21 protein-coding genes are annotated in these 21,561 nt (G+C 36.4%); 6 read left to right on the top strand and 15 right to left on the bottom strand.

All coding sequences use genetic code 11. The features are described 5' to 3' along the window. The first annotated feature begins 247 nt into the window (after positions 1–247). The 4 genes from BBBE_RS02875 (at position 248) to BBBE_RS02860 (ending at position 3,358) form a co-directional block, all read left to right on the top strand. Positions 248–1,000: a transporter substrate-binding domain-containing protein gene (locus BBBE_RS02875; RefSeq protein WP_010701114.1), complete on the top strand. Its 753-nt coding sequence runs from the start codon at positions 248–250 to the stop codon at positions 998–1,000. Between the two features lie 71 nt (positions 1,001–1,071). Beyond that, positions 1,072–1,785 carry an ABC transporter permease gene (locus tag BBBE_RS02870; protein ID WP_010701113.1) on the top strand — a complete coding sequence of 238 codons (714 nt, stop codon included), beginning with the start codon at positions 1,072–1,074 and terminating at the stop codon, positions 1,783–1,785. A 4-nt stretch (positions 1,786–1,789) separates the two neighbouring features. Next, positions 1,790–2,497 (top strand): ABC transporter permease, encoded by a 708-nt coding sequence (locus tag BBBE_RS02865; protein WP_010701112.1) that lies wholly within the window; start codon positions 1,790–1,792, stop codon positions 2,495–2,497. 81 nt (positions 2,498–2,578) lie between these two features. Next, on the top strand, positions 2,579–3,358 hold the full coding sequence (locus tag BBBE_RS02860) for an amino acid ABC transporter ATP-binding protein (protein WP_010701111.1): 780 nt from the start codon (positions 2,579–2,581) through the stop codon (positions 3,356–3,358). Positions 3,359–3,376: 18 nt separating this feature from the next. On the opposite strand, the gene lpxB is transcribed toward BBBE_RS02860, so the two are convergent. The 13 genes from lpxB to BBBE_RS02795 form a co-directional block, all read right to left on the bottom strand. Then, positions 3,377–4,561 carry a lipid-A-disaccharide synthase gene (gene lpxB, locus BBBE_RS02855; protein ID WP_035464644.1) on the bottom strand — a complete coding sequence of 395 codons (1,185 nt, stop codon included), beginning with the start codon at positions 4,559–4,561 and terminating at the stop codon, positions 3,377–3,379. After that, positions 4,554–5,429: an LpxI family protein gene (locus tag BBBE_RS02850; protein WP_010701109.1), complete on the bottom strand. Its 876-nt coding sequence runs from the start codon at positions 5,427–5,429 to the stop codon at positions 4,554–4,556. Before BBBE_RS02850 ends, lpxB begins: the two co-directional genes overlap by 8 nt. Positions 5,430–5,431: 2 nt before the next feature. Continuing rightward, positions 5,432–6,256 carry an acyl-ACP--UDP-N-acetylglucosamine O-acyltransferase gene (gene lpxA, locus BBBE_RS02845; RefSeq protein ID WP_010701108.1) on the bottom strand — a complete coding sequence of 275 codons (825 nt, stop codon included), beginning with the start codon at positions 6,254–6,256 and terminating at the stop codon, positions 5,432–5,434. Between the two features lie 10 nt (positions 6,257–6,266). Beyond that, positions 6,267–6,746 (bottom strand): 3-hydroxyacyl-ACP dehydratase FabZ, encoded by a 480-nt coding sequence (gene fabZ, locus BBBE_RS02840; RefSeq protein ID WP_010701107.1) that lies wholly within the window; start codon positions 6,744–6,746, stop codon positions 6,267–6,269. Position 6,747: 1 nt separating this feature from the next. Next, positions 6,748–7,794 carry a UDP-3-O-(3-hydroxymyristoyl)glucosamine N-acyltransferase gene (gene lpxD, locus BBBE_RS02835; RefSeq protein WP_010701106.1) on the bottom strand — a complete coding sequence of 349 codons (1,047 nt, stop codon included), beginning with the start codon at positions 7,792–7,794 and terminating at the stop codon, positions 6,748–6,750. A 71-nt stretch (positions 7,795–7,865) separates the two neighbouring features. Next, positions 7,866–10,262, bottom strand: coding sequence for an outer membrane protein assembly factor BamA (gene bamA / locus BBBE_RS02830; RefSeq protein ID WP_010701105.1), 2,397 nt, complete (start codon positions 10,260–10,262; stop codon positions 7,866–7,868). Between the two features lie 229 nt (positions 10,263–10,491). Continuing rightward, positions 10,492–11,643 carry an RIP metalloprotease RseP gene (gene rseP / locus BBBE_RS02825; RefSeq protein WP_010701104.1) on the bottom strand — a complete coding sequence of 384 codons (1,152 nt, stop codon included), beginning with the start codon at positions 11,641–11,643 and terminating at the stop codon, positions 10,492–10,494. 16 nt (positions 11,644–11,659) lie between these two features. Next, on the bottom strand, positions 11,660–12,475 hold the full coding sequence (locus tag BBBE_RS02820; RefSeq protein ID WP_010701103.1) for a phosphatidate cytidylyltransferase: 816 nt from the start codon (positions 12,473–12,475) through the stop codon (positions 11,660–11,662). A gap of 839 nt (positions 12,476–13,314) precedes the next feature. Next, entirely contained in the window at positions 13,315–13,875 is a 561-nt protein-coding gene (gene frr / locus BBBE_RS02815; protein WP_010701102.1) for a ribosome recycling factor, read from the bottom strand. 37 nt (positions 13,876–13,912) lie between these two features. Next, positions 13,913–14,632, bottom strand: a complete 720-nt coding sequence (gene pyrH / locus BBBE_RS02810; RefSeq protein ID WP_010701101.1) for a UMP kinase — start codon at positions 14,630–14,632, stop codon at positions 13,913–13,915. A gap of 147 nt (positions 14,633–14,779) precedes the next feature. Further along, positions 14,780–15,703: a translation elongation factor Ts gene (gene tsf, locus BBBE_RS02805; RefSeq protein WP_010701100.1), complete on the bottom strand. Its 924-nt coding sequence runs from the start codon at positions 15,701–15,703 to the stop codon at positions 14,780–14,782. 106 nt (positions 15,704–15,809) lie between these two features. Then, positions 15,810–16,586: a 30S ribosomal protein S2 gene (rpsB, locus tag BBBE_RS02800; protein WP_010701099.1), complete on the bottom strand. Its 777-nt coding sequence runs from the start codon at positions 16,584–16,586 to the stop codon at positions 15,810–15,812. Between the two features lie 158 nt (positions 16,587–16,744). Continuing rightward, positions 16,745–17,569, bottom strand: a complete 825-nt coding sequence (locus BBBE_RS02795; protein ID WP_035464643.1) for an EipB family protein — start codon at positions 17,567–17,569, stop codon at positions 16,745–16,747. A 140-nt stretch (positions 17,570–17,709) separates the two neighbouring features. On the opposite strand from BBBE_RS02795, the gene BBBE_RS02790 reads away from it, so the two are divergent. Next, positions 17,710–18,171, top strand: coding sequence for a RidA family protein (locus BBBE_RS02790; protein WP_010701097.1), 462 nt, complete (start codon positions 17,710–17,712; stop codon positions 18,169–18,171). A 155-nt stretch (positions 18,172–18,326) separates the two neighbouring features. After that, on the top strand, positions 18,327–18,749 hold the full coding sequence (locus BBBE_RS02785; RefSeq protein WP_010701096.1) for an HIT family protein: 423 nt from the start codon (positions 18,327–18,329) through the stop codon (positions 18,747–18,749). Between the two features lie 9 nt (positions 18,750–18,758). On the opposite strand, the gene clpA is transcribed toward BBBE_RS02785, so the two are convergent. Further along, positions 18,759–21,119 (bottom strand): ATP-dependent Clp protease ATP-binding subunit ClpA, encoded by a 2,361-nt coding sequence (gene clpA / locus BBBE_RS02780; RefSeq protein ID WP_010701095.1) that lies wholly within the window; start codon positions 21,117–21,119, stop codon positions 18,759–18,761. 12 nt (positions 21,120–21,131) lie between these two features. Next, positions 21,132–21,491, bottom strand: coding sequence for an ATP-dependent Clp protease adapter ClpS (gene clpS, locus BBBE_RS02775; protein WP_022708651.1), 360 nt, complete (start codon positions 21,489–21,491; stop codon positions 21,132–21,134). Positions 21,492–21,561: the final 70 nt, after the last annotated feature.

Below are 21,561 nucleotides of genomic sequence, written 5' to 3'. Positions count from 1 at the left end.
ACTCTACGTCATAAAATAGTAGAATTTTACCATCTGAGGTAAACAATTTGCATTATAATAGATTAATTGTAATATGTATTTTATCACACTGATACTTTAACAGAGAAAATAAAAACTTTCATGAGAAATATTTATACTCGTAGCAAAGCAAATACTAACAAATTTTTGCATTGCTCTCAATAGAGTTTACAGATTATAAAATATGTGAGGATTTGACATCTTGCTGTGTATTCAACAGGAGAACATAATGAAATTATTAGCAATAATTCTTATGGCAAGTGTAACGCTATTTACCCAATTGGTGAACGCTAAAACACTGAAAATTGCAACTGAAGGCGCTTATCCCCCTTTTAGTTATATTGATTCAAATAATAAACTTCAGGGGTTTGATATTGATATATCTTATGCGCTTTGCGAAAAAATGAAAGTTGAATGCTCAATCATTCTTCAAGATTTTGATGGAATCATTCCCGGTCTTCTTGCAAAAAAATATGACGCTATTATTGCGTCCTTAGCTCCTACACAAGAACGATTACAAAAAATTGACTTCACAGATTCTTACTATAGAACAGCACTAGCTGTAATTATTCCTAAAGATTCACATATTAAAGAAATCTCAGCAGAAGCATTTAAAGGAAAAAATCTTGGTGTACAATCAAATACAACCCAATCTATGTATGCAGAAGACAATTATGCCTCTAAAGGAGTAAATATTAAACTCTACCCTACAGCAATAGAAGTAAATCGCGATCTTTTAAACCATCGCCTTGATGTTGTTATTCTTGATAAACTACAAATATTAAGCTGGCTTGAAAATGAAGGGAAAGAATGTTGCCAACTTTTAGGAAGCATTGAAGAAACACAACTGCCTATTGCTATTGGCATACGTCAGAACGATAATGACCTTAAAAACAAGTTCAATGAAGCTATAAAGGAAATCCGTATGGATGGAACATATGACAAAATTAGAGAAAAATATTTCAAGGTTGATATTTATTAAAAACTGGAAATTTAATCCGCTATTTATACTTCCAGAAAATAATTATCCGTACCTTTATTAGGAGCGTGTAAATGATTGAAAATTTGGCATTGCTATCACTTAGCAATGGGGGGTGGGGTGTGGTTATACTTTCTAGTGCAGGAATAACACTGTCATTAGCTTTATGTTGTGTATTTTTAGGACTTCCTTTAGGCCTTCTAAACGCAGTGATGATTCAATCTAATATCAAGATACTTAAAGTTATAGCTACTCTATTTTCATCAATATTCCGCGGATTACCAGAACTTCTAACTCTATTTCTTGTTTACCATGGCTTACAAAATCTGATCCAAACTATATTTGATTATTTTTGTATAAAAACAACATTTAGCATTAATGCTTTTACCGCTGGTGTTCTTGCTCTTAGTACGGTTTTTGCAGCTTTTTCTTGTGAAGTTTGGCTTGGAGCATTCAAAATCTTTGATAAAGGTCAATATGAAGCAGCTAAAGCTCTAGGTTTTTCGTGTTCTACTACATTTTTTCGAATTGTCTTTCCTCAGCTTACGCGCAATGCCTTACCAGGACTTTCCAACACTTGGCTCACTTTGCTCAAAGATACATCTCTTGTTTCAACCATTTCACTGGTTGATCTGATGCGACAAACTAATTTAGCAGTTGCTGCAACCAACAAACCTATGTTTTTTTACTTTGTGGCGTGTTTACTCTATTTATTATTTTCAGCAGTTTCTTCTACAATCCTACGTTATTTAGAAACACATATTCAAACAGCCTATCAAAAGGTCTAATCTGATGATTCCTGAGTGGCTCCATTTTCTTTTCAATCCTGAACTCTTAAGCCATTATGGTCCAAGACTCATTAGTGGCCTTATTGTTACTCTTGAGCTAACTTTTATTTCCTGCTTTATTGGTTTTTTTCTTGGGATACTTATTACACTTGCACATTTATCAAGCAATAAGCCCTTACAATATTTATCACGTTCTTATACTTATTTTTTCCGTGGTTCCCCTTTATTGGCGCAACTATTTCTCTTTTATTATGGCCTTGGATCAATGAGCGATTTTTGGCAAAAAATCGGTTTATGGTGGTTTTTTCAAAACGCATGGTATTGCTGTATTTTTATTTTTGCGCTCAATTCAGCTGCCTATCAGGCTAAAATCTTTATAGGAAGTTTTCAATCCCTAGCAACTGGACAACATGAAGCATCAAAAGCTTTAGGGCTGAGTGGCTCTACAACATTTTTTAGAGTTTTCGTTCCGCAAGCAATGATTCTAGCATTACGCCCCTTAGGAAATGAGTTTATTTTAATGATTAAATCCAGTGCTCTAGCTTCATTAGTAACTATTTATGATCTAATGGGTATTGCTAAACTAATTTATGCACGCACATTTGATTTTCAAGTTTATGTTTGGGTTGCTATCATTTATCTTTTTATCGTTGAGCTTATTCATGGTCTTACCGTTCTTATTGAACACCGTCTAACACGATATTTACGTTAAATGATATATGGTATAAAAATTTTGTACCTAATCAAGATATTAAATCAATTGATTAATTCATCAATAAGAGAATACAACAAAATGAATCTGGAAAATAAAAATAACAAGCCTGTTAATACTGCTAAAAATCCAATTATTTCTATTCAACATTTAAATAAATGGTACGGAACCTTTCAGGTATTACATGATATCAACCTGCATGTAGAAACTGGTGAACGTATTGTTATTTGTGGCCCTTCTGGATCAGGAAAATCAACCTTAATTCGTTGTATTAATCAATTGGAAAAAGCGCAAGAAGGCTCAATTCGTATTCATGATGTTGATATTTATACTGCCCCCATACAACAACAAAAAGATGTTTTACGTACAATAGGAATGGTCTTTCAGAACTTTAACTTGTTTCCTCATATGACTGTTATACAAAATTGTATTTTAGCGCCTATGACAGTCCAAGGACTTTCCAAACAACAAGCAAAAGAACAGGCAATTCGTTACCTTACGCATGTTGGTATTGAAAAACATTGTGACAAATATCCTTTACAATTATCTGGTGGGCAACAGCAACGCGTTGCTATTGCACGTGCGCTTTGTATGGAGCCTAAAGTGATGCTTTTCGATGAACCAACGTCAGCTCTTGATCCAGAAAGTGTCGGAGAAGTTTTAGAAGTTATGGCTCAACTAGCAAATACGGGAATAACGATGCTCTGTGTTACCCATGAAATGAATTTCGCCCGTGAAGTTTCAGAAAGAATACTTTTTCTAGAGAATGGAAAAATTATTGAAGATACGGCATCTAATATATTTTTTACTAACCCTAAAAGCCAACGTGCTCGTGAGTTTCTTGCTAAAATTAAACATTAATTATTAGCATTATTTTATCTACACTTCTAAATGCTCTGATTTTTCCTTGAGAAAGTTTGTGATCACTTGAGCAGCAATAATTCCTGACGGTAATTCAGTTTTCATCTTCTCTTCTATCATATCAAAAGCATCCAACTGTGCTTGTCGTAATAAACGATTATACAAAAGTTGCTCTATCTGTCTTGCTAACATGCCAGGTCGTAAAAATTCATTGAAATATTCTGAAATAACAGGTTTATCAGCAATAATATTTGGAAGAGCAGCACTCCATAGCGTTATTTTTGGAAAGATGAATAATTTAGACAAATAGTCAAATTTATAACAAAGTACCATTGGAATTTTTGCTAAAGCCAATTCAAGTGATACCGTCCCAAGTGCTGCAAGCGCAACATTAGCGTCCGTAAAAACGCGCCATTTCGCATCTTCACCAACAACAATCTCAGCCTCAATTTTCCAATCTTGCATTAAAAAACGAATTTCATCTACCAAACGTGGTAATGTCAACACAACAATCCGTAAATTAGGAATACGTTGTTTAATAATCTCCACTGTTTCTCCAAAAACAGGCATTAAATGACGAATTTCCGAACTACGTGACCCTGGCAAAATAACTAGTGTAGGTACTGATATTTGTTCAAAAAGCAAACGTTTTTTTTCTGATTGAACAGTCAAGAGTGGAGGATAAGTTAAAAGGCGATGTCCAACATAGGTAGTAGGTGGCCCTTCTAAATCCCTCATAATTTTTTCTTCAAAAGGAAAAACTGCTAAAATATGATCAATAAATTTGCGTATAGCTTTAGCGCGTTCTGGTCGCCATGCCCAAACAGTTGGTGCAACATACTTAATAATAGGAATAGAAGGCGCTAAAGTGCGCACTTTTTTTGCAACACGATGGGTAAAATCAGGGCTATCAACAATAATTAAACAATCAGGTTGTTCCTGCGCAATAAATTTGGATAAACTGCGAATACGCACTAGTAATAATGGTAATTTTTTTAATACTGCCCCCAATCCTATTAAAGCGAGATCATCAGAATTAAAAACGCTTTTTAAACCTAGTGCCTTTAAATGTCTACCTCCAACACCAATTAAATGAATATTACGTCCTGTCTTATAAGATAACGAAGAAATCAAATCTGCTCCGAGTAAATCTCCAGATTCTTCGCATGCAATAATAGCAATTTTAAAAGAACGATTATTTATCATCAAATTTTTCAAATGTTTCTATAAATAACGAATGTTTGTTAGCTTCCTCTATTGTTTCCCTCAAAGACAATATTAAACTTTTATTTGCCTCTACTGCAATGCCAACTAATCCACTTTTTGCAACATTAATCACCGTTGTAGGCCCAATTGATGGCAAATCAACCCGATGATCTTGTTGTGGCTTTGCTGATTTGACAAGAACACCACCTTTTAACGGAATTTTCTTTCTTTCCCGCATTTCACGAACTCGCCGTAACATATCATCTGTTCCTTCTGCACCCTCTAGTGCAACAACTCGACCATTAATAACTACAGCTGCCTGCCCAACATCTAATTGACCTAAAAGCTTTGTAGCTCTAACCGCTAATCGAATATCTATATTTTCCTTTTGAGTAGAACGCCTTGATGTTAAATTAAATTCTATCGGAGCTAATAGATTTGGTACCACTTCATGAGCACCAACAACCCGGAAACCATGTGCTTCAATAACTTGTATACAAATCTTCAATAATGCATCATCCCCACCCCCCAATACCTTAAATAACTTAGGTAACGCTAATAAAGTTGTCCAATCAGGTCGTAACTGTAAAAGAGTCGGCCTCTTTTTCACACCACCTGCCAAGATAATATTGCAAATCTCAGCTTCTTTTAAAATTTTAAACAACCGTGCTAACTCTCTAATCGATAGCTCGCAACGCTCATAGCTATTATATAGTACAGCGTCTGCTTCACCACGCAAAAGTACAAGAAAAGGCTTTTGTCCACTTTCTTCAAGTGCCTGAGCAACAACAGAAGGCAGAACACCGCTTCCCGCTACAATAGCAACTCTACCGGGAAAAAAACTTTTGGTACCGGAAAAAGACATTTTTAACCCTTATCTGAGCGCATTGTATCACTTTCAAATCGAGGTGTACAATAAAAGCGTTTTCCTCCCTCTTGAATAAAATTAACTATATCAACTACAGATTGAAATGTAGAATAAGAAGAAAAAACATCATTCACGCGTTCTTTAAGCGGTTTATAATGATCAAAAAGCATATTAACTGCGTGACGTAATGTATGAATTTCTTTACGCTTAAAACCAGCGCGTTTCATCCCGACAATATTTAATCCCGCAAACTTTGCCTGCACACCAATAGCCATCCCATAAGGGATTAGATCACCAACCAACGCAGACACACCACCAACAAATGCATGATGTCCAATACGAACAAACTGGTGGACACCAGAACCACCACCTATAATAACATAATCACCAACTGTAACATGACCACCGATCATTGCATTATTTGCAAATGTTACACAATTTCCTACATGGCAATCATGTGCAACATGCGCATAACAAAAAAATTGACAATCATCACCAACAATCGTCGTACCTATACTTGAATCGGACCCCCTATGCATTGTTACACCTTCACGAATCGTGCAATTTCTACCAATAGAGAGCGTTGTATCACCACCTTTATGTTTATTATTTTGTGGATCTGCACCTAAAATTGCATGTGGAAATACTTTACTATTGGCACCCAACGTTGTTTTTCCCATTATTACAACGTGACTCATCAAATTACATCCATCACCGATAACAGCTTTGGAACTAATGTGACAAAATGGCCCAATTGACACATGCTCACCAAGCTGTGCCCCCTCTTCCACAAAGGCAGTCGGATGAATTTTTGTACCAGACATTTTAAAATTCCTATTTCATTGTTTGCTCTGATTCGACAATCATTGCAGAAACTTCTGCTTCAGAAACGCGAATACCCTCTACTTCCGCAACACATGAAAAACGTCTAAGACCGGATCGCTTTTTTAACAGTTGAACATGAAGCTTTAACTGATCACCGGGTACAACTGGTTTACGAAATTTTGCATTATCAACAGTCATAAGGTAAACTAAGCCTGTTTTTTTATCATCTAATTTTAAAAGTGAAATAGCTCCTGCTGTTTGCGCCATAGCTTCTAAAATTAAAACACCAGGCATAACTGGCTTTTCAGGAAAATGCCCCATAAAATAGGGCTCATTAATTGTCACATTTTTAATACCAATAGCTTTGTGATCACCATCAATTTCAATGATACGATCAATCAATAAAAACGGATAACGATGCGGTAATATTGACAGCAATTTATCAATATCTACAGTTTCTAGACTTTTGATCTCTCCTGTGTTGACCATATCAACGTTTCTCCCTTTTGACTTTGCCAATACTCCGTAATGCCGCTACTTCACGAAACCACTGTTTAAATGGTCGCGCTGGAATTCCACCCCATTTTTCGCCATCTGGAATATCATTCATGACACCACTTCCAGCAGCAATTTGAACACACTCACCTATCGTGATATGATCTGCCACTCCAACACTTCCACCAAGCCTGGACATATCACCTATAGATGTACTTCCAGCAATCCCACATTGAGCAGCAATAAGACAATAACGACCAATTTTTACATTATGAGCAATTTGTACTAAATTATCAATTTTGCTTCCTTCACCAATAATTGTATCTTCAAGTGTTCCACGATCAATTGTTGTATTTGCACCAATTTCTACACCATCTTGAATGATTACACGACCAAGATGTGGAATTTTTTCAATTCCAGAAACATCATCAACATAGCCAAAACCATCCTGCCCAATGCAAACTCCAGGATAAAGATAAACTCTATCGCCTATTAAAGAGTATTGAACTGTAACTTTAGGAGCAATATAGCATTCACGTCCAATACGGCAATTTTCACCAATAACAGCAGTTGATGAAACAAGTGTACCTGAACCAATTTCAACATTTTTACCAATAACAGCCCCCGCTTCAATACACACATCATGTTCAAGCTTAGCACTTGGATGAATATACGCATGTGGTGAAATTTCTTTTTTGCCAAACCAAGGTATTGGTTTAACAGAATTAGGAAATAAAATGCGCCCAATTTGAGAAAAATCACGCTGCGGTGTTGATGTCACCAAAATTGCCATAGACTTAGGAATCTTAAAAGCAATATCATTGGTACAAAAAACAGCAACTGCAGAACTTCCTAATAAAGCCTCAGAAAATTTTTGATTCTCTATAAAAACAAGAGAACCTTCCTTAGCACTTTCAATAGAAGAAAGAGTGTTTATAACTGTATTAGAAAACTCTGGATTAAGAAGTTTTGCACCTGTCAGCTCTGCAATATCAGCGACTGTCAACCGCCGAGAAGGCGTAAAAAAAAATGCACCCGCCATCACAAACACTCTTTCCTAGCCTAATTCATTTCTTCTTTGAAATTTCCCCTTCCTCCTAGGGAAAACTCAAATTAGAACTTAGTAGAAATACCAAACTCAAATTTCTGCACTTGATCACCTTTTTTCTGAGTTATGGGCCAAGCATAATTAATACGAAGGGGACCAAACGGTGATTCCCACATCAAACTAACACCCGCAGATGTGCGCCATGCACTCCCTGTATCTGTAACCGGCGCTTCATCCTGAAGAACAGGCTTATAATTATGACCATAAAGCGTTGCAGCATCTGCGAATACAGCACCACGGAAACCTAAACTTTCAGGCACAACAGGTATAGGAAACTGTAACTCAGCAGTTGCATTCATATATGTTTTACCGCCTAAAAAATGTGCTTCACCATTATTAGAAACCTGACGAGGACCAATTCCGTTATATTTGAACCCCCGAATCATATCAGTATCGCTTTTAAACATATCAAAGATACGGACACCATCTTTACCTATTGCATGGATATAACCACTGCCAACAGAAAGCAGACTAACAAGATCCATCTCATCAGAAAGTGTCTTGTACATCATTGCCTTACCAGTTGTCTTTAAGAATTGAGCGTTTCCACCCAACCCCGCATATTCCTGCATAGCACGAACATATAAACCGTCATGCGGATTATTCATATCATCAATAGAACTATAGGTCAGACCATAAATAATGGATGAACGTTTCCACGGGCTATGCTTTGCAGCCTGAACAATCGCACCAGAATATTTTCCATATAATTCTTTTACGACATCATCATTTGTTAAATCATAACCTTTACCAAAATCATATTCTTCCTGCACATAAGAATAACCTAAATTCGCAGATAATTGCTCAAAAATTGATACACCAAATCGAAGCGACCCTCCTGTTTGTCGTACATCATATGCATTATCAGCACGATAAGTATTGCGGAAAATATCAACACCAGCAGACAAACGATAACCCAAAAAATGAGGCTCAACAAACGACAGATTATAATTACGAGACTTCTCTTGCCCCGCCCCCAAACTCAACCTCACATATTGACCGCGCCCGCCAAGGTTGCGCTCAGTAACAGAAACCTCAAGAGACATACCCGGAGTATTACCCCCTGTTGTATAACCACCTGAGAAAGAAAGATCTCCTGTCGGGACCTCTACAACATCTACAACCAATACAACTTGATCAGGCTCATCCGTTGGAATCATAGAAATATTTACCGCTTTGAAAAAGCCCAAATTTTCTAGTCGACGCTTTGCCCGCTGCACTAATGTTTGATTATAAGCATCCCCCTCATTTAAATCAATTTCACGACGGATAACATAATCTCGAGTTTTTTCATTACCACGTATATCAATCCGCTGAACATAAACCCGAGGACCTTGTTCAATATTATAGACAACCGAAATTGTACGATTTGTAAAATCACGATTTCCTCGTGGATCAACCTTAGCAAAGGCATACCCAGCATCAGCAACTTTATTATTGATAATTGCAACAGATTTTTCAACATACGCTGCATTATAAATAATACCTGGACGGATTTTAAGTGCCTCTTTTATAAATTGAGTATCAATTCCCTCAATATCACTCTCAACCTGAACATCGCCAATTTTATAGCGTTCTCCTTCATCAAGAATGAAATTAATTTTGTAACTATTACTCTTTTCATCAAAAACTACTTTAGATGAAACAATCCGAAAATCTGCATAGCCACGGTTATAATAAAAACGACGCAATGCCTCTTCATCTGCAGCCAAACGCTCTTCATTATAAACATCACCTCTCATCAATAATGAGAATATTCCTGAAGGTCTTGTTGAAATAACATCACGTAAGCGGCGCGTTGGAAATGTATTATTTCCTTCAAATGTAATATCGGCAATTTTCGTCTTCTGACCTTCAACAACATTGAAAACCACATTCACACGCCCTTTCCCTAAATCAACAGTCTGGGCTGTGACAGCAACATTTTTTCGACCAACAGTGCTATAAGCTTCACGAATTATCCTTATATCAGCTGAAAGCTTAGCAGAACTAAAAGTTTCATTTGGTTTCAAAGAAATAAAGCGTTTAAGATCAGAATCTTTGAGTGTTTTATTCCCTTGAAATAACACTTGATTAACTACTTCATATTCCTTAACGGAAATGACCAACTTACTGCCCACTTGATTTACTTTAATGTCATAAAATAAACCTAATGAAAAAAGGCGTTTCACTACAGCATCAATATCATCACTTGCTAAATTTTTTCCAATTACGATTTGTATATTATCCCGAATTATCTGGGCATCCACAAATTTATTACCATGAACCTCAATAGAATGAACGACAGACGCCTGTGCTTTTTCAACCATCGAAATTGACGTAACGGCTACTGTTGGAGCAACTACAACCATAGCTAACACCAGCATAGATGGTGCGTTAAGAAGTTTCGAATTTGTAGTCATTAGTTTTTTTACCTTAATCTTTTTTCTTTAAACATGACATCTCAAAAAATATGTATAAAATAATTTTTTATTCAACGAGGTTCTCATGTTCTATCCACTTATTTTTTACTGACTATAGCATATAACGCCATAATATTTTGCAGATATAGTAAATCTATGGATATGGTAAACAGCTTCTAATCTCCATTTCTTCACCATTATCTAATTTACAAAACATTTTCCATAATTTTTAATAACCAAACCAACAAAAATAATCATTAAATAGTGCAAAAATCATAAACATAAAAACAACAAAGAAACCTATGTGGAAAATAATTTCCTGCATTTTAATTGGCACCTGTCTCCCAGTAATAGCCTCAATGACATAAAATAATAAATGTCCGCCATCAAGTGGAGGAATTGGAAAAAGGTTAATCAGGCCAATACCAATTGAAAGAAAAGCTGCAAAATTTAAAAGAGAAATAAATCCTGATTCACTAATCTGCCAAGCAATTTTAACAGTCTTAGAAGGGCCACTTAACTGACAACGATCTTCTCGCCCCTCCATCAAACGACTAACAAAAAGAACTGTTTGAGTAATGATAAATGCTGCACGTTTTGATGCCTCTCTCACCGCTCCCAAAAAATTATAATGAATATGTTTCTCATAAGCTTGATCTAAACGTGTAGGATTAGCTGGATCAACAGGTGCTCCCACACCGATCATACCAACTCGAACCCGATTGCCAAACCCATCATCCCTCTCAGTCATTATTGGTGTAATGACTGTTTTAAACACCTGCCCCATACGTTCTAATTTAAATTCTATAGGATCTTCACCATGAAAAGTTACATAAGCTATCAACTCTTCAAAACTTTCAACCCGCCGACCATCCATTTCAACAAAACGATCGCCTAATACCAAACCAGCTTGAACAGCAGGAGCGTCTTTTACCAAAGATCCAACAACAGGTTCAATGGCGACACGTCCATAAGAAAAGAAAAAAAATGTTAAAACAATAATGGTAAAAAGGATATTAGATAAAGGACCGGCAAAAACAGTCGCTGCTCTTTTCCAAGCATGAGCACTCGCAAATGAACCACGTACTTGTGGAAAAGATTGTGATGATAGCATACTTGTCACATCTCTATCCCCTACAAATTTTACATACCCTCCCAACAAAATAAGTGCTAAACGCCACTGTGTACCATATTTGTCTGTATAACTGAATATTTGCGGCCCAAATCCAAGCGAAAAAACTGATACCTTAATACCGCACCATCGCCCAATAAGATAATGGCCCATTTCATGTACAAAAATGATAACCATAATAACGAAAACAATACCTACCCCCCTTAAAAACAATCCCCCTACACTAAATATATGATGAAAAAATTCCAAAATGCCCTCCCCCAATTTAAATCATATAAAAAAAATTAAAAGGTGTGTTCATACCAGATATAAATGAACCAATGATATATAGAAAAAAAGAAGCACCAACTAACCCATCCATACGATCCATAAATCCACCATGTCCAGGTAATAAAGAACTAGAGTTTTTAACAGAAAATCGCCTTTTCAGCCATGATTGTCCTAAATCACTTATTTGTGAAATAATTGATAAAATTAAAGCAAGTAATGGCATAAAAAAATTTGCTGGGCTTTTGTCAAAAACCCAAAAAGCAACTAATATACCACCCAAAATTCCGGCAAGCGTACCGCTAATTGCCCCTGACCATGTCTTATTAGGCGAAAACCGTGGTGCTAATTTTGGACCACGAAATGTACGACCACCAAAATATGCAATAATATCTGTTCCCCATACAACCACAAATAAAAAAATAACTACCCAAAATCCTAATATTTCATGACCTCGTAAAAAGGATAAGGCCACGACAGGAACGGATGCATACAAAAAACCACAAAAAACCCAACCAATATTTCCAAGAGATCCAATACTTAACAGTGCTGCTAAAACCACTAAACCACTAAAGATCAATAGAGCAGATGCTGTTAACGTTAAAAATAAACCAAAAATCAAATAAAAAATCCCAGCTAGTATTTTTTGTGAAGTTCTCCATTTTTCTTTGGTGATGTTAACCCATTCATAAAGAATAAAGCCCCCAATTCCCCACACAAATAAAAAAAATAAAACTCCTCCAAACCATGTCAAGCACAAAGCAATAGTGCCAAAAACAAAAGCTGTCAGAATACGAGAAACAAGATTAGACAAAATGATCTCCAAATAATACAAAAGGGTACAAAACCAAAAATCAACATAAGCAAAAATTCTGCCATGTGATATTTACATTCATATTTTTTTAAGTTTCATCGACACTGACCACAAGTTATTTCAACATACTAAAGTAGTGCTCACAAAATCAATAATCCTAAGTTACAGCCGTTTAAAAAGTTTGTTCATCAAAATTAGACCAAAAACAAAATATAATTTAGAATATACTGCCTAACACAAAAAGTTAGAAAACTGCCATTTACTACTTTTGCAAATAATTAAAAATCAGTATCGACATTTTGTTTCGTATTAAAATCGTTTTTTCCGCCAAACTATATCTATAACTTGCTCAAGAGATAAAAAACATCAGAAATTAATCATACAAAATAACGGAGTGTTTAACTTACTTTATCGCTTTTATTGCCCTCTCCGTTTAAAAGTAATGATAAGATTCAGGTCTTTATTATGTGCTATACATTTTTGTATTCACAAGCGCTTCTAAAATACCTTATGAAAAACTTAATCGATCACTTATAATATGAACACGAAAATTTCTCATTACGCAGATCAATAAGACCATATTTAACAAAAATCTTTAATAATCTTACCGATAGGTTAGTTAGCAGATGGTTTTATTTAACTTCCAGATGAAAACACAAAAACTATTAACCATTTCAGAACTACCCTTCTTGTATTGTATTAATACAATAAAGGACATCTACTTCTGCCTCACATTTTGTTATCAAAGTTAATTATTATACGTGCCTATCAATCCGTTTTCATTCACAATAATGGCGATATGACGCAAATATAACATTATTTTCCTAACGAAAATAAACTTAAACCTGCATAATATCCGTTTCTTTCACACCCAAAATCTTATCGATATCTGTAATGGTGTTATCTGTGAGTTTTTGAACTTTCTCAGATAAATTACGGACTTCATCTTGACTAATTTCACCCTCCTTTTCTAATTTTTTTAAATTATCCATACCATCACGACGAACATGACGTGTAGCAACACGAGCCTGTTCTGCATATTGATGCGCAATTTTTACTAGCTCTTTGCGTCGCTCTTCATTCAATTCAGGTATAGGAATACGCAAATTTATACCATCTGTAATGGGATTGAAACCAAGACCAGAATCGCGAATAGCGCGTTCCACAGCTCCTACCATCGTTTTATCCCATACAGAAACTAAAAGCATACGTGGTTCCGGAACAGAAATATTAGCAACCTGTTGTATAGGCACAATAGAACCATAAGCCTCAACTGTTAATGGCTCCAATAAACTGGCTGAAGCTCGTCCAGTTCGCAAACCACTCAGTTCGTGTTTAAAAGCTGAAATTGCACCATCCATGCGACGTTTCAGATCATCCATCATCGATGTAACATTCATATTTCTATCTCCTTTAATTAAGCCATGAAAATTATATTTATTCCGATACTATTGTAAATCGACCTGTTCCATTCAATACCTTAATCAAACCACCCTTTTCATGAATAGAATAAACAATAATCGGCACATTATTTTCACGTGCTAAAGTTACTGCTGTTGTATCCATAACAGACAATCCCCATTGTAAAATTTCAACATGTGTTAATTGATCAAAACGCTTAGCTGTAGGATCTATCTTTGGATCAGCAGAATAAATGCCGTCTACTTGCGTTCCTTTCAATAAGACATCTGCCCCAATCTCTGCCGCACGTAAAGTAGCAGCAGAATCAGTAGTAAAAAATGGATTGCCTGTACCACCGGCAAAAATAACAACTTTCCCCTGATTCATATAGCTTATCGCTTTACGTTGCGAAAAACTTTCACAAATTTGTGGCATCGCAATCGCAGACAATACAACCGTCTCAACCCCCAATTTCATTAATGACGTTCGTAATGCTAAAGAATTAATAGCTGTGGCAAGCATTCCCATATGATCGCCAGTTATACGATCTCCGCCCCGTGAAGCAACAGCAACCCCACGAAAAATATTACCACCACCTATAACAATAGCGACTTCTACACCTATTGCCCGCACCTCAGCAATATCGGAAGCAATACGATCTGCAACTGAAACATCAATTCCAAAACTTTGCCCCCCCATAAGCGCTTCACCAGATACTTTTAATAGAATACGTTTATATCGAAGAGCTAACGTCATCCATGATCTCCTAAAGAGCACATTTATTTTCTACTTCCGATACACTAAGGGCACCACCTTGTCACGTGATGCCCTTTAAATTAGCTACACTTTTTCATATGAATGGTATAAATTTTAGGTTTCTGCCTAATAATTCCATAAAAACAGTTAACTCTTTGCTACAGCTGCAACTTCTGCAGCAAAATCAGTTTCTTCCTTTTCCACACCATCACCTAAAACAAAACGAATAAAACCAGTGATTGTTGCTGGTGCTCCAATTGATTTTTCAGCATCCTTTAAAGCAGCTTCAACAGTAACATCAGGATTCATAACAAAGGCTTGAGAAAGCAAAACAACCTCTTCGTAAAACTTACGCATACGCCCTTCTACCATTTTTTCGATGATATTTTCAGGCTTTCCAGATTGACGTGCCTGATCAGAAAAAATTGCTTTTTCACGCTCAACAGCACCAGCATCAACATCCTTTGCTGTTAACGCTAATGGATTGGTTGCAGCAATATGCATTGCAACCTGACGACCAAAAGCAACAGCAGCATCTTTATTTCCAGAAGTTTCAATAGCGACAATAACTCCAAGCTTGCCAAGACCATCAGCCACACTATTATGAATATAAGTAGCAACAACACCATCTTTAACAGACAGTTTAGCCGAACGACGCAATGTCATATTCTCACCAATTGTGCCAATTGCATCTTTAATCGCTGCATCTACAGTTTTTTCAGAACCTGGATAAATAGATGCAGACACAGACTCAATACTACCCTGTGTACCCAAAGCAGCAATAGCTACATTACGTACAATTTCCTGAAAAGCATCATTACGTGCAACAAAATCTGTCTCAGAATTCACCTCAACCAAAACAGCGCTTAAATCTTTCGACACTACACCGATCAACCCTTCAGCTGCTGTACGCCCAGCTTTTTTATCTGCTTTGGCTATCCCTTTTTTACGAAGCCAATCAACCGCAGCCTCCATATCACCATTAGTTTCTGCCAGAGCTGTTTTGCAATCCATCATACCGGCCCCTGATAATTCGCGAAGTTCTTTTACTTGTAAAGCAGTAATGCTCATATTAGCCTCTTTATCCTATAACGGCAAAAGCGCGCATAGATAAAACCCTTCTGCACGCTCATAACCTTTCTTGTAGAAAATAAGTGCCTCAACAGGCGTTTTTAAATCATGATTCCACAACCGAAACCGCATCTTCCAAAACAGGCTCCACAGGTACATCAACCTGAGCCCCAACATCAATATTCATTGCACCTTGTTGACGAGCAATACCATCAAGAGCAGCACGTGCAACGAGATCACAGTAAAGAGAAATCGCACGCGAGGCATCATCATTACCTGGAATCGGATAATCAATACCATCAGGATCACAATTTGTATCAACAATAGCAATTACAGGAACACCTAAACGCTTTGCTTCTTGAATGGCAATATTTTCCTTATTTGTATCAATAATAAACATAAGATCTGGAACAGACCCCATATCCTTAATACCACCAAGCGCACGATTTAGTTTCTCACGATCACGTTCAAGATTTAAACGCTCTTTTTTAGTAAAGCCTTGCGCTTCAGCCGTCAGAATTTTATCAAGTTTACGTAAACGGTGTATCGAATTAGAAATTGTTTTCCAATTTGTCAGCATACCGCCGAGCCAGCGTGCGTTAACATAATACTGAGCCGACCGATTAGCTGCATCAGCAATAATATCAGACGCCTGCCGTTTGGTGCCAACAAATAGAACACGTCCCCCATGTGCAACCGTATCCGATACAAGCTTAAGTGCCTGATACAAGAGCGGAACAGTCTGAGCGAGATCAATAATATGAATATTATTACGCTGACCGTAAATATAGGGAGCCATTTTTGGATTCCAGCGTTGTGTCTGGTGACCAAAATGTACACCTGCTTCTAAAAGCTGGCGCATAGTAAAATCTGGTAATGCCACAATTTTATCCTTTCCGGTTTAACCTCCGCGAAAAAAGTAAAAGACTTACTACCGGTGGACACTTGATAGTTTTCCATACAAGCACCCGAATTTCGCGTGTGGAATGGGAATATCATACTAATATTTGATTTTTTTTCAAGTCATTTTCTGCACATTATTTAATGTTTACAAGTATCAGAATTGTTTTCAAGATCGAGTAGTTCAAAATTTTTCAATTTTGCACGTATCGAAAAATCCCCATAATCTATAAGCATATTTCGCATAATACCATTTTCATATAAAAGAAAGTTGGTACGATAAAGAGGTAAACCATCTTTATTTTTTGCATCATCAAAATAAGAAATTGTAACAGGCCAATGACTCTCCTCACCTAATTTTCCCAATTTCTTCGTTTCAGAATTAGATATTAGCTCTTTTCTGTCTCCAATGACTATACTTTCTTTTATCACTTCATTTGCATTACCTGTTCCATCAAACACTGCTGTGTGATAAAAATGACGAGCTGCTTTTGCTTGTTGAATAATAGTTTTCAATTGCATAATTGGAAATTCAGCTGTTGCAAGTTTATAGACATCGTCTTTTGGCTTTTTCAATTTAACTATAATTCCATTTTTAGTGCGTTTAGCCACTCCTTCGATATTATCTGAAACGTCTCGTCCAATCTTATTTTGAACATTAAAACGATATTCATGACTATTACCTGTTTCATAGCTAATTATTTGTTGATCCGTTAAACGTATAGGTGCATCTTTCATATAAACGCGGTTCACAAAGCGAGATCTTGTGGTATAGCCCTGACATACCGAACCTGTGATTTCATAAACCATTCGCCCAGAAACTCCTAGGATCGACATTTCATTAGAAACACTTTCAAGCTGGAAATCGTAAACAGCTCGATGAGGCACTAAAAAAATAGGTTCTTCAGCCTCTGCAGAACAGAGGAGAACATTGTATAAACCTATCATAAATAATGGCTTGATTATTTTTGATATCCAATTTTTTATTCTGCACACAATCATATAAAAAACAAAAAACCTCCCCTTAAATCACTTCAATACATTCCTTTAAACCAGAAAATAGTTTATGAAACATACTATATCATAGAAAACATGGAAGTTAAAATATGACCAATTCAATTGAAAGCCGCTTAGAAAAATTTGGTATTGTTATTCCTGAAGCAACACAACCCATTGCAAATTACATAACAACATCACAAAATGGTAATCAACTTTTCATTTCTGGCCAGCTACCACTGTCTTGTGGAAAACCGGTAGCAATCGGAAAAGTTGGCGCAACTGTCAGTGCTGAGCAAGCAAAAAAGTCAGCAGAAGTATGTGCTCTTAATATCCTTGCACAAATAAAATTAGCTCTTGGTGATTTGAGTAAAATAAAACGTGTAATAAAAATTACCGTTTTTGTTGCAGTAGATCCTAATTTTACGGATATACCCCTTATCGCTAACGGAGCTTCTGATCTATTTGTTAATATTCTCGGTGAATCTGGTAAACATGCCCGTTCTGCTGTTGGCGTCTGTGCTCTACCTATGGATGTTCCTGTAGAAGTAGAAGCTATTGTAGAAATCTAGTTCTTTCATAAATGCTAATATCTGCACAAAAATCGAATATTAAAAATCACCTATTGAGTTTATATTTTTAAAACCTTTACACTTTTCAGTCTTAACGTAAAAACAATGTAAATTGATTCTACTTTTACATAGATATTATTGAGAGAGAATGCTTTATGAAACAAGTGTATGATGATAATAACATTTTTGCTAAATTAATTCGCAACGAAATTCCTTCCGTTCGTGTCTATGAAGATAATGATGTTATTGCATTTATGGATATCATGCCCCAAGCTCCAGGGCACACACTGGTTATTCCCCGAAAAGGCTGCAGAAATCTATTAGACGCAGATATGGAAATATTGTTTCCAGTCATTAAAGTTGTTCAAAAAATCGCTAATGCTGTTAAAAAAGCTTTTCAAGCGGATGGTGTAACAGTTATGCAATTTAATGAGGCTGCTAGTCAACAAACCGTCTATCATCTTCATTTCCATATTATACCACGAATGGAAGGAGTAGAACTCAAACCTCATAAGGGTGTTATAACGCCTACGGAAATACTCAAAGAACATGCGCAAAAAATCCGATCAGTTCTTTAAAAAACGGCCTTAAGCTGTAGAACTCTTTTTTCTCATATATTTTGCAGAATCTAATAAATTTTTGTGAACTTTGTTACCCTTTGGGCAAAAAGAAGAGTCAGAAGATGAAATTTCTAATTCTAGTTTTTCTCTGCTACCATTCAATTTATGCGTAAATACGCGAACCATGCCACCAGTATGCAACTTTCCAAATAAAATTTCATCAGCTAATGGCTTCTTAATATGTTCTTGTATGACACGACTCAGCGGACGGGCTCCCATCTGAGTATCATACCCTTTACGAGCAAGCCATACCATTGCAGTCTCACTGACCTCAAAAGTGATTCCTCTATCAACTAATTGTGCTTCAAGTTGAAAAATAAACTTCTGTACAATCTGACTGATTACCAATCGAGATAAAGGCGCAAATGGAAGGATAGCATCTAGCCGATTACGAAATTCTGGTGTAAATAATCGATTGATAGCCTCTATATCATCACCATCGCGATGTATCTTACCAAATCCCACAGCTGACTTTGCCATATCTGAAGCGCCAGCATTGGTCGTCATAATTAAAATGATATTGCGGAAATCAATTTTTCTACCATTATGGTCTGTCAATTTACCATAATCCATCACCTGCAATAAAATATTAAATAATTCTGGGTGAGCCTTTTCAATCTCATCTAACAATACAACCGCGTGAGGATTTTGATCAACGGCATCTGTGAGAAGACCACCCTGATCAAACCCTACATAACCTGGGGGAGCTCCTATCAAACGCGCCACTGTATGCCGTTCCATATATTCCGACATATCAAAACGCAATAACTCAATCCCTAAAGAAGATGCCAGTTGTTTGGCAACTTCAGTTTTCCCCACACCTGTTGGTCCTGAAAATAAATAACTTCCTATCGGCTTTTCTGCTTCACGCAATCCAGCTCGTGCTAACTTAATAGACGATACAAGTATTTCAATCGCCTGATCTTGTCCATAAACAACATGCTTGAGTTCTTTTTCGAGATTTTCAAGAACTTTGCGATCATCATTAGAAACTGTTTTTGATGGAATCCTTGCCATAGCTGCAACAGTAGATTCAATTTCTTTAACACCTACGCTTTTTTTTCTTTGTTTTTTCGGCAAAAGCATCTGTGCAGCACCGCTTTCATCAATAACATCAATTGCTTTATCCGGCAAACGGCGGTCAGCTATATAACGTGAAGATAATTCTACTGATGCTATCATTGCTGCATCGGTATATTTAATTTGGTGAAACTTTTCGAAATAAGGCTTTAGTCCTTGCAAAATCTTAATTGTATCAGCGATAGATGGTTCATTAACATTAATTTTCTGAAAACGACGCGTCAAAGCTCGATCGAGTTCAAAAATTTTTCGATATTCCTTATAAGTTGTCGAACCAATACACCTAATCACACCTGAAGATAATGTAGGTTTTAAAAGATTTGCTGCATCCATATGACCTCCAGACGTAGCTCCTGCCCCAATCAACGTATAAATTTCATCAATAAATAAAATAGCATCTGGATACTGTTCTAATTCTTTAACAACTTGCTTTAATCGCTCTTCAAAATCACCACGATAGCGTGTGCCAGCAACAAGCCTCCCCATATCAAGAGAAAATATTGTTGCATTTAACAAAACTTCAGGCACTTTTTCATCAACGATGCGTCTAGCCAACCCCTCAACTATTGCTGTTTTTCCAACACCAGGTTCGCCAACTAACAGTGGATTATTTTTTGACCTTCGACATAAAACCTGCATCATTCGTGAAATTTCCATGTCACGACCAATTAATAAGTCAATTTTTCCACTGTGCGCTTTACAATTCAAATTAACACAATAAGTAGCAAGCGCACTTGCCGCTTTATTATTGTTTTCCAAAACATGCTGATCTAATTGCCCTTCGAGGTCCTCAAGTAATAGAGATAACCCATCATCACGCATAATACCATGTGAAATGAAACGTACAGCATCATAGCGCGTCATTCCCATTTCTTGAAGAAAATATGCTGCATGACTTTCTCGTTCAGAAAAAATCGCAACAAGAACATTTGCCCCCGACACTTCATCTTTTCCTGTCGATTGAGCGTGAATCACTGCACGTTGAATAACACGCTGAAAAAATGCTGTTGGTTGGGTATCCTTATTGGTTTTAATTTGTGCATCTAATTCCGATTGGATATAATTAGTCAAACGCTCCCGTAACTCTTCCAAATCTACTTGACAAGCGTGGATCACTGAACTTGCATCAACATCATCTAACAAAGCAAGTAAAAGATGTTCTAATGTTGCATATTCATGTTGCGCCTGAGTAGCGATTGTTAATGCACGATGCAAAACCTCTTCAAGGCTGGGCGTAAAAGATGGCATAGCCCCTCACTTCTATTCCATTACACATTGCAATGGATGTTCATTTTGACGCGCACATTCCATAACTTGCGCAACTTTCATTTCAGCCACTTCATAGGTATAAGTACCGCATTCACCTACCCCATTTTGGTGAACATTTAACATAATACGCGTTGCTTCCTTTAAACTTTTTTTAAAAAATTTTTTTAAAATAAAAACAACAAAATCCATAGGTGTATAATCATCATTCAGTAAAAGAACACGGTATAATTTAGGCTTTTGAAGCTTCGATTTAATTTGAGGCATGAGAATAGTATCACATTCATTTTTACTCCAGCTTTTGCTTTTTTCATTTTGCATAGTATAAAATGTGGTTTTTTTAGTTAATATCATTATTACTTTCCATGTAGTATGCTTTTTATTAATTTTAAATCCTCTCATAATCATTGCAATACCTGAGTAT

It is taken from the genome of Bartonella bovis 91-4 (genome assembly GCF_000384965.1).
Lineage (GTDB): Bacteria > Pseudomonadota > Alphaproteobacteria > Rhizobiales > Rhizobiaceae > Bartonella > Bartonella bovis.
The sequence above is the reverse complement of the archived record's forward strand: the minus strand, read 5'-3'. Positions and strand labels throughout refer to the sequence as shown.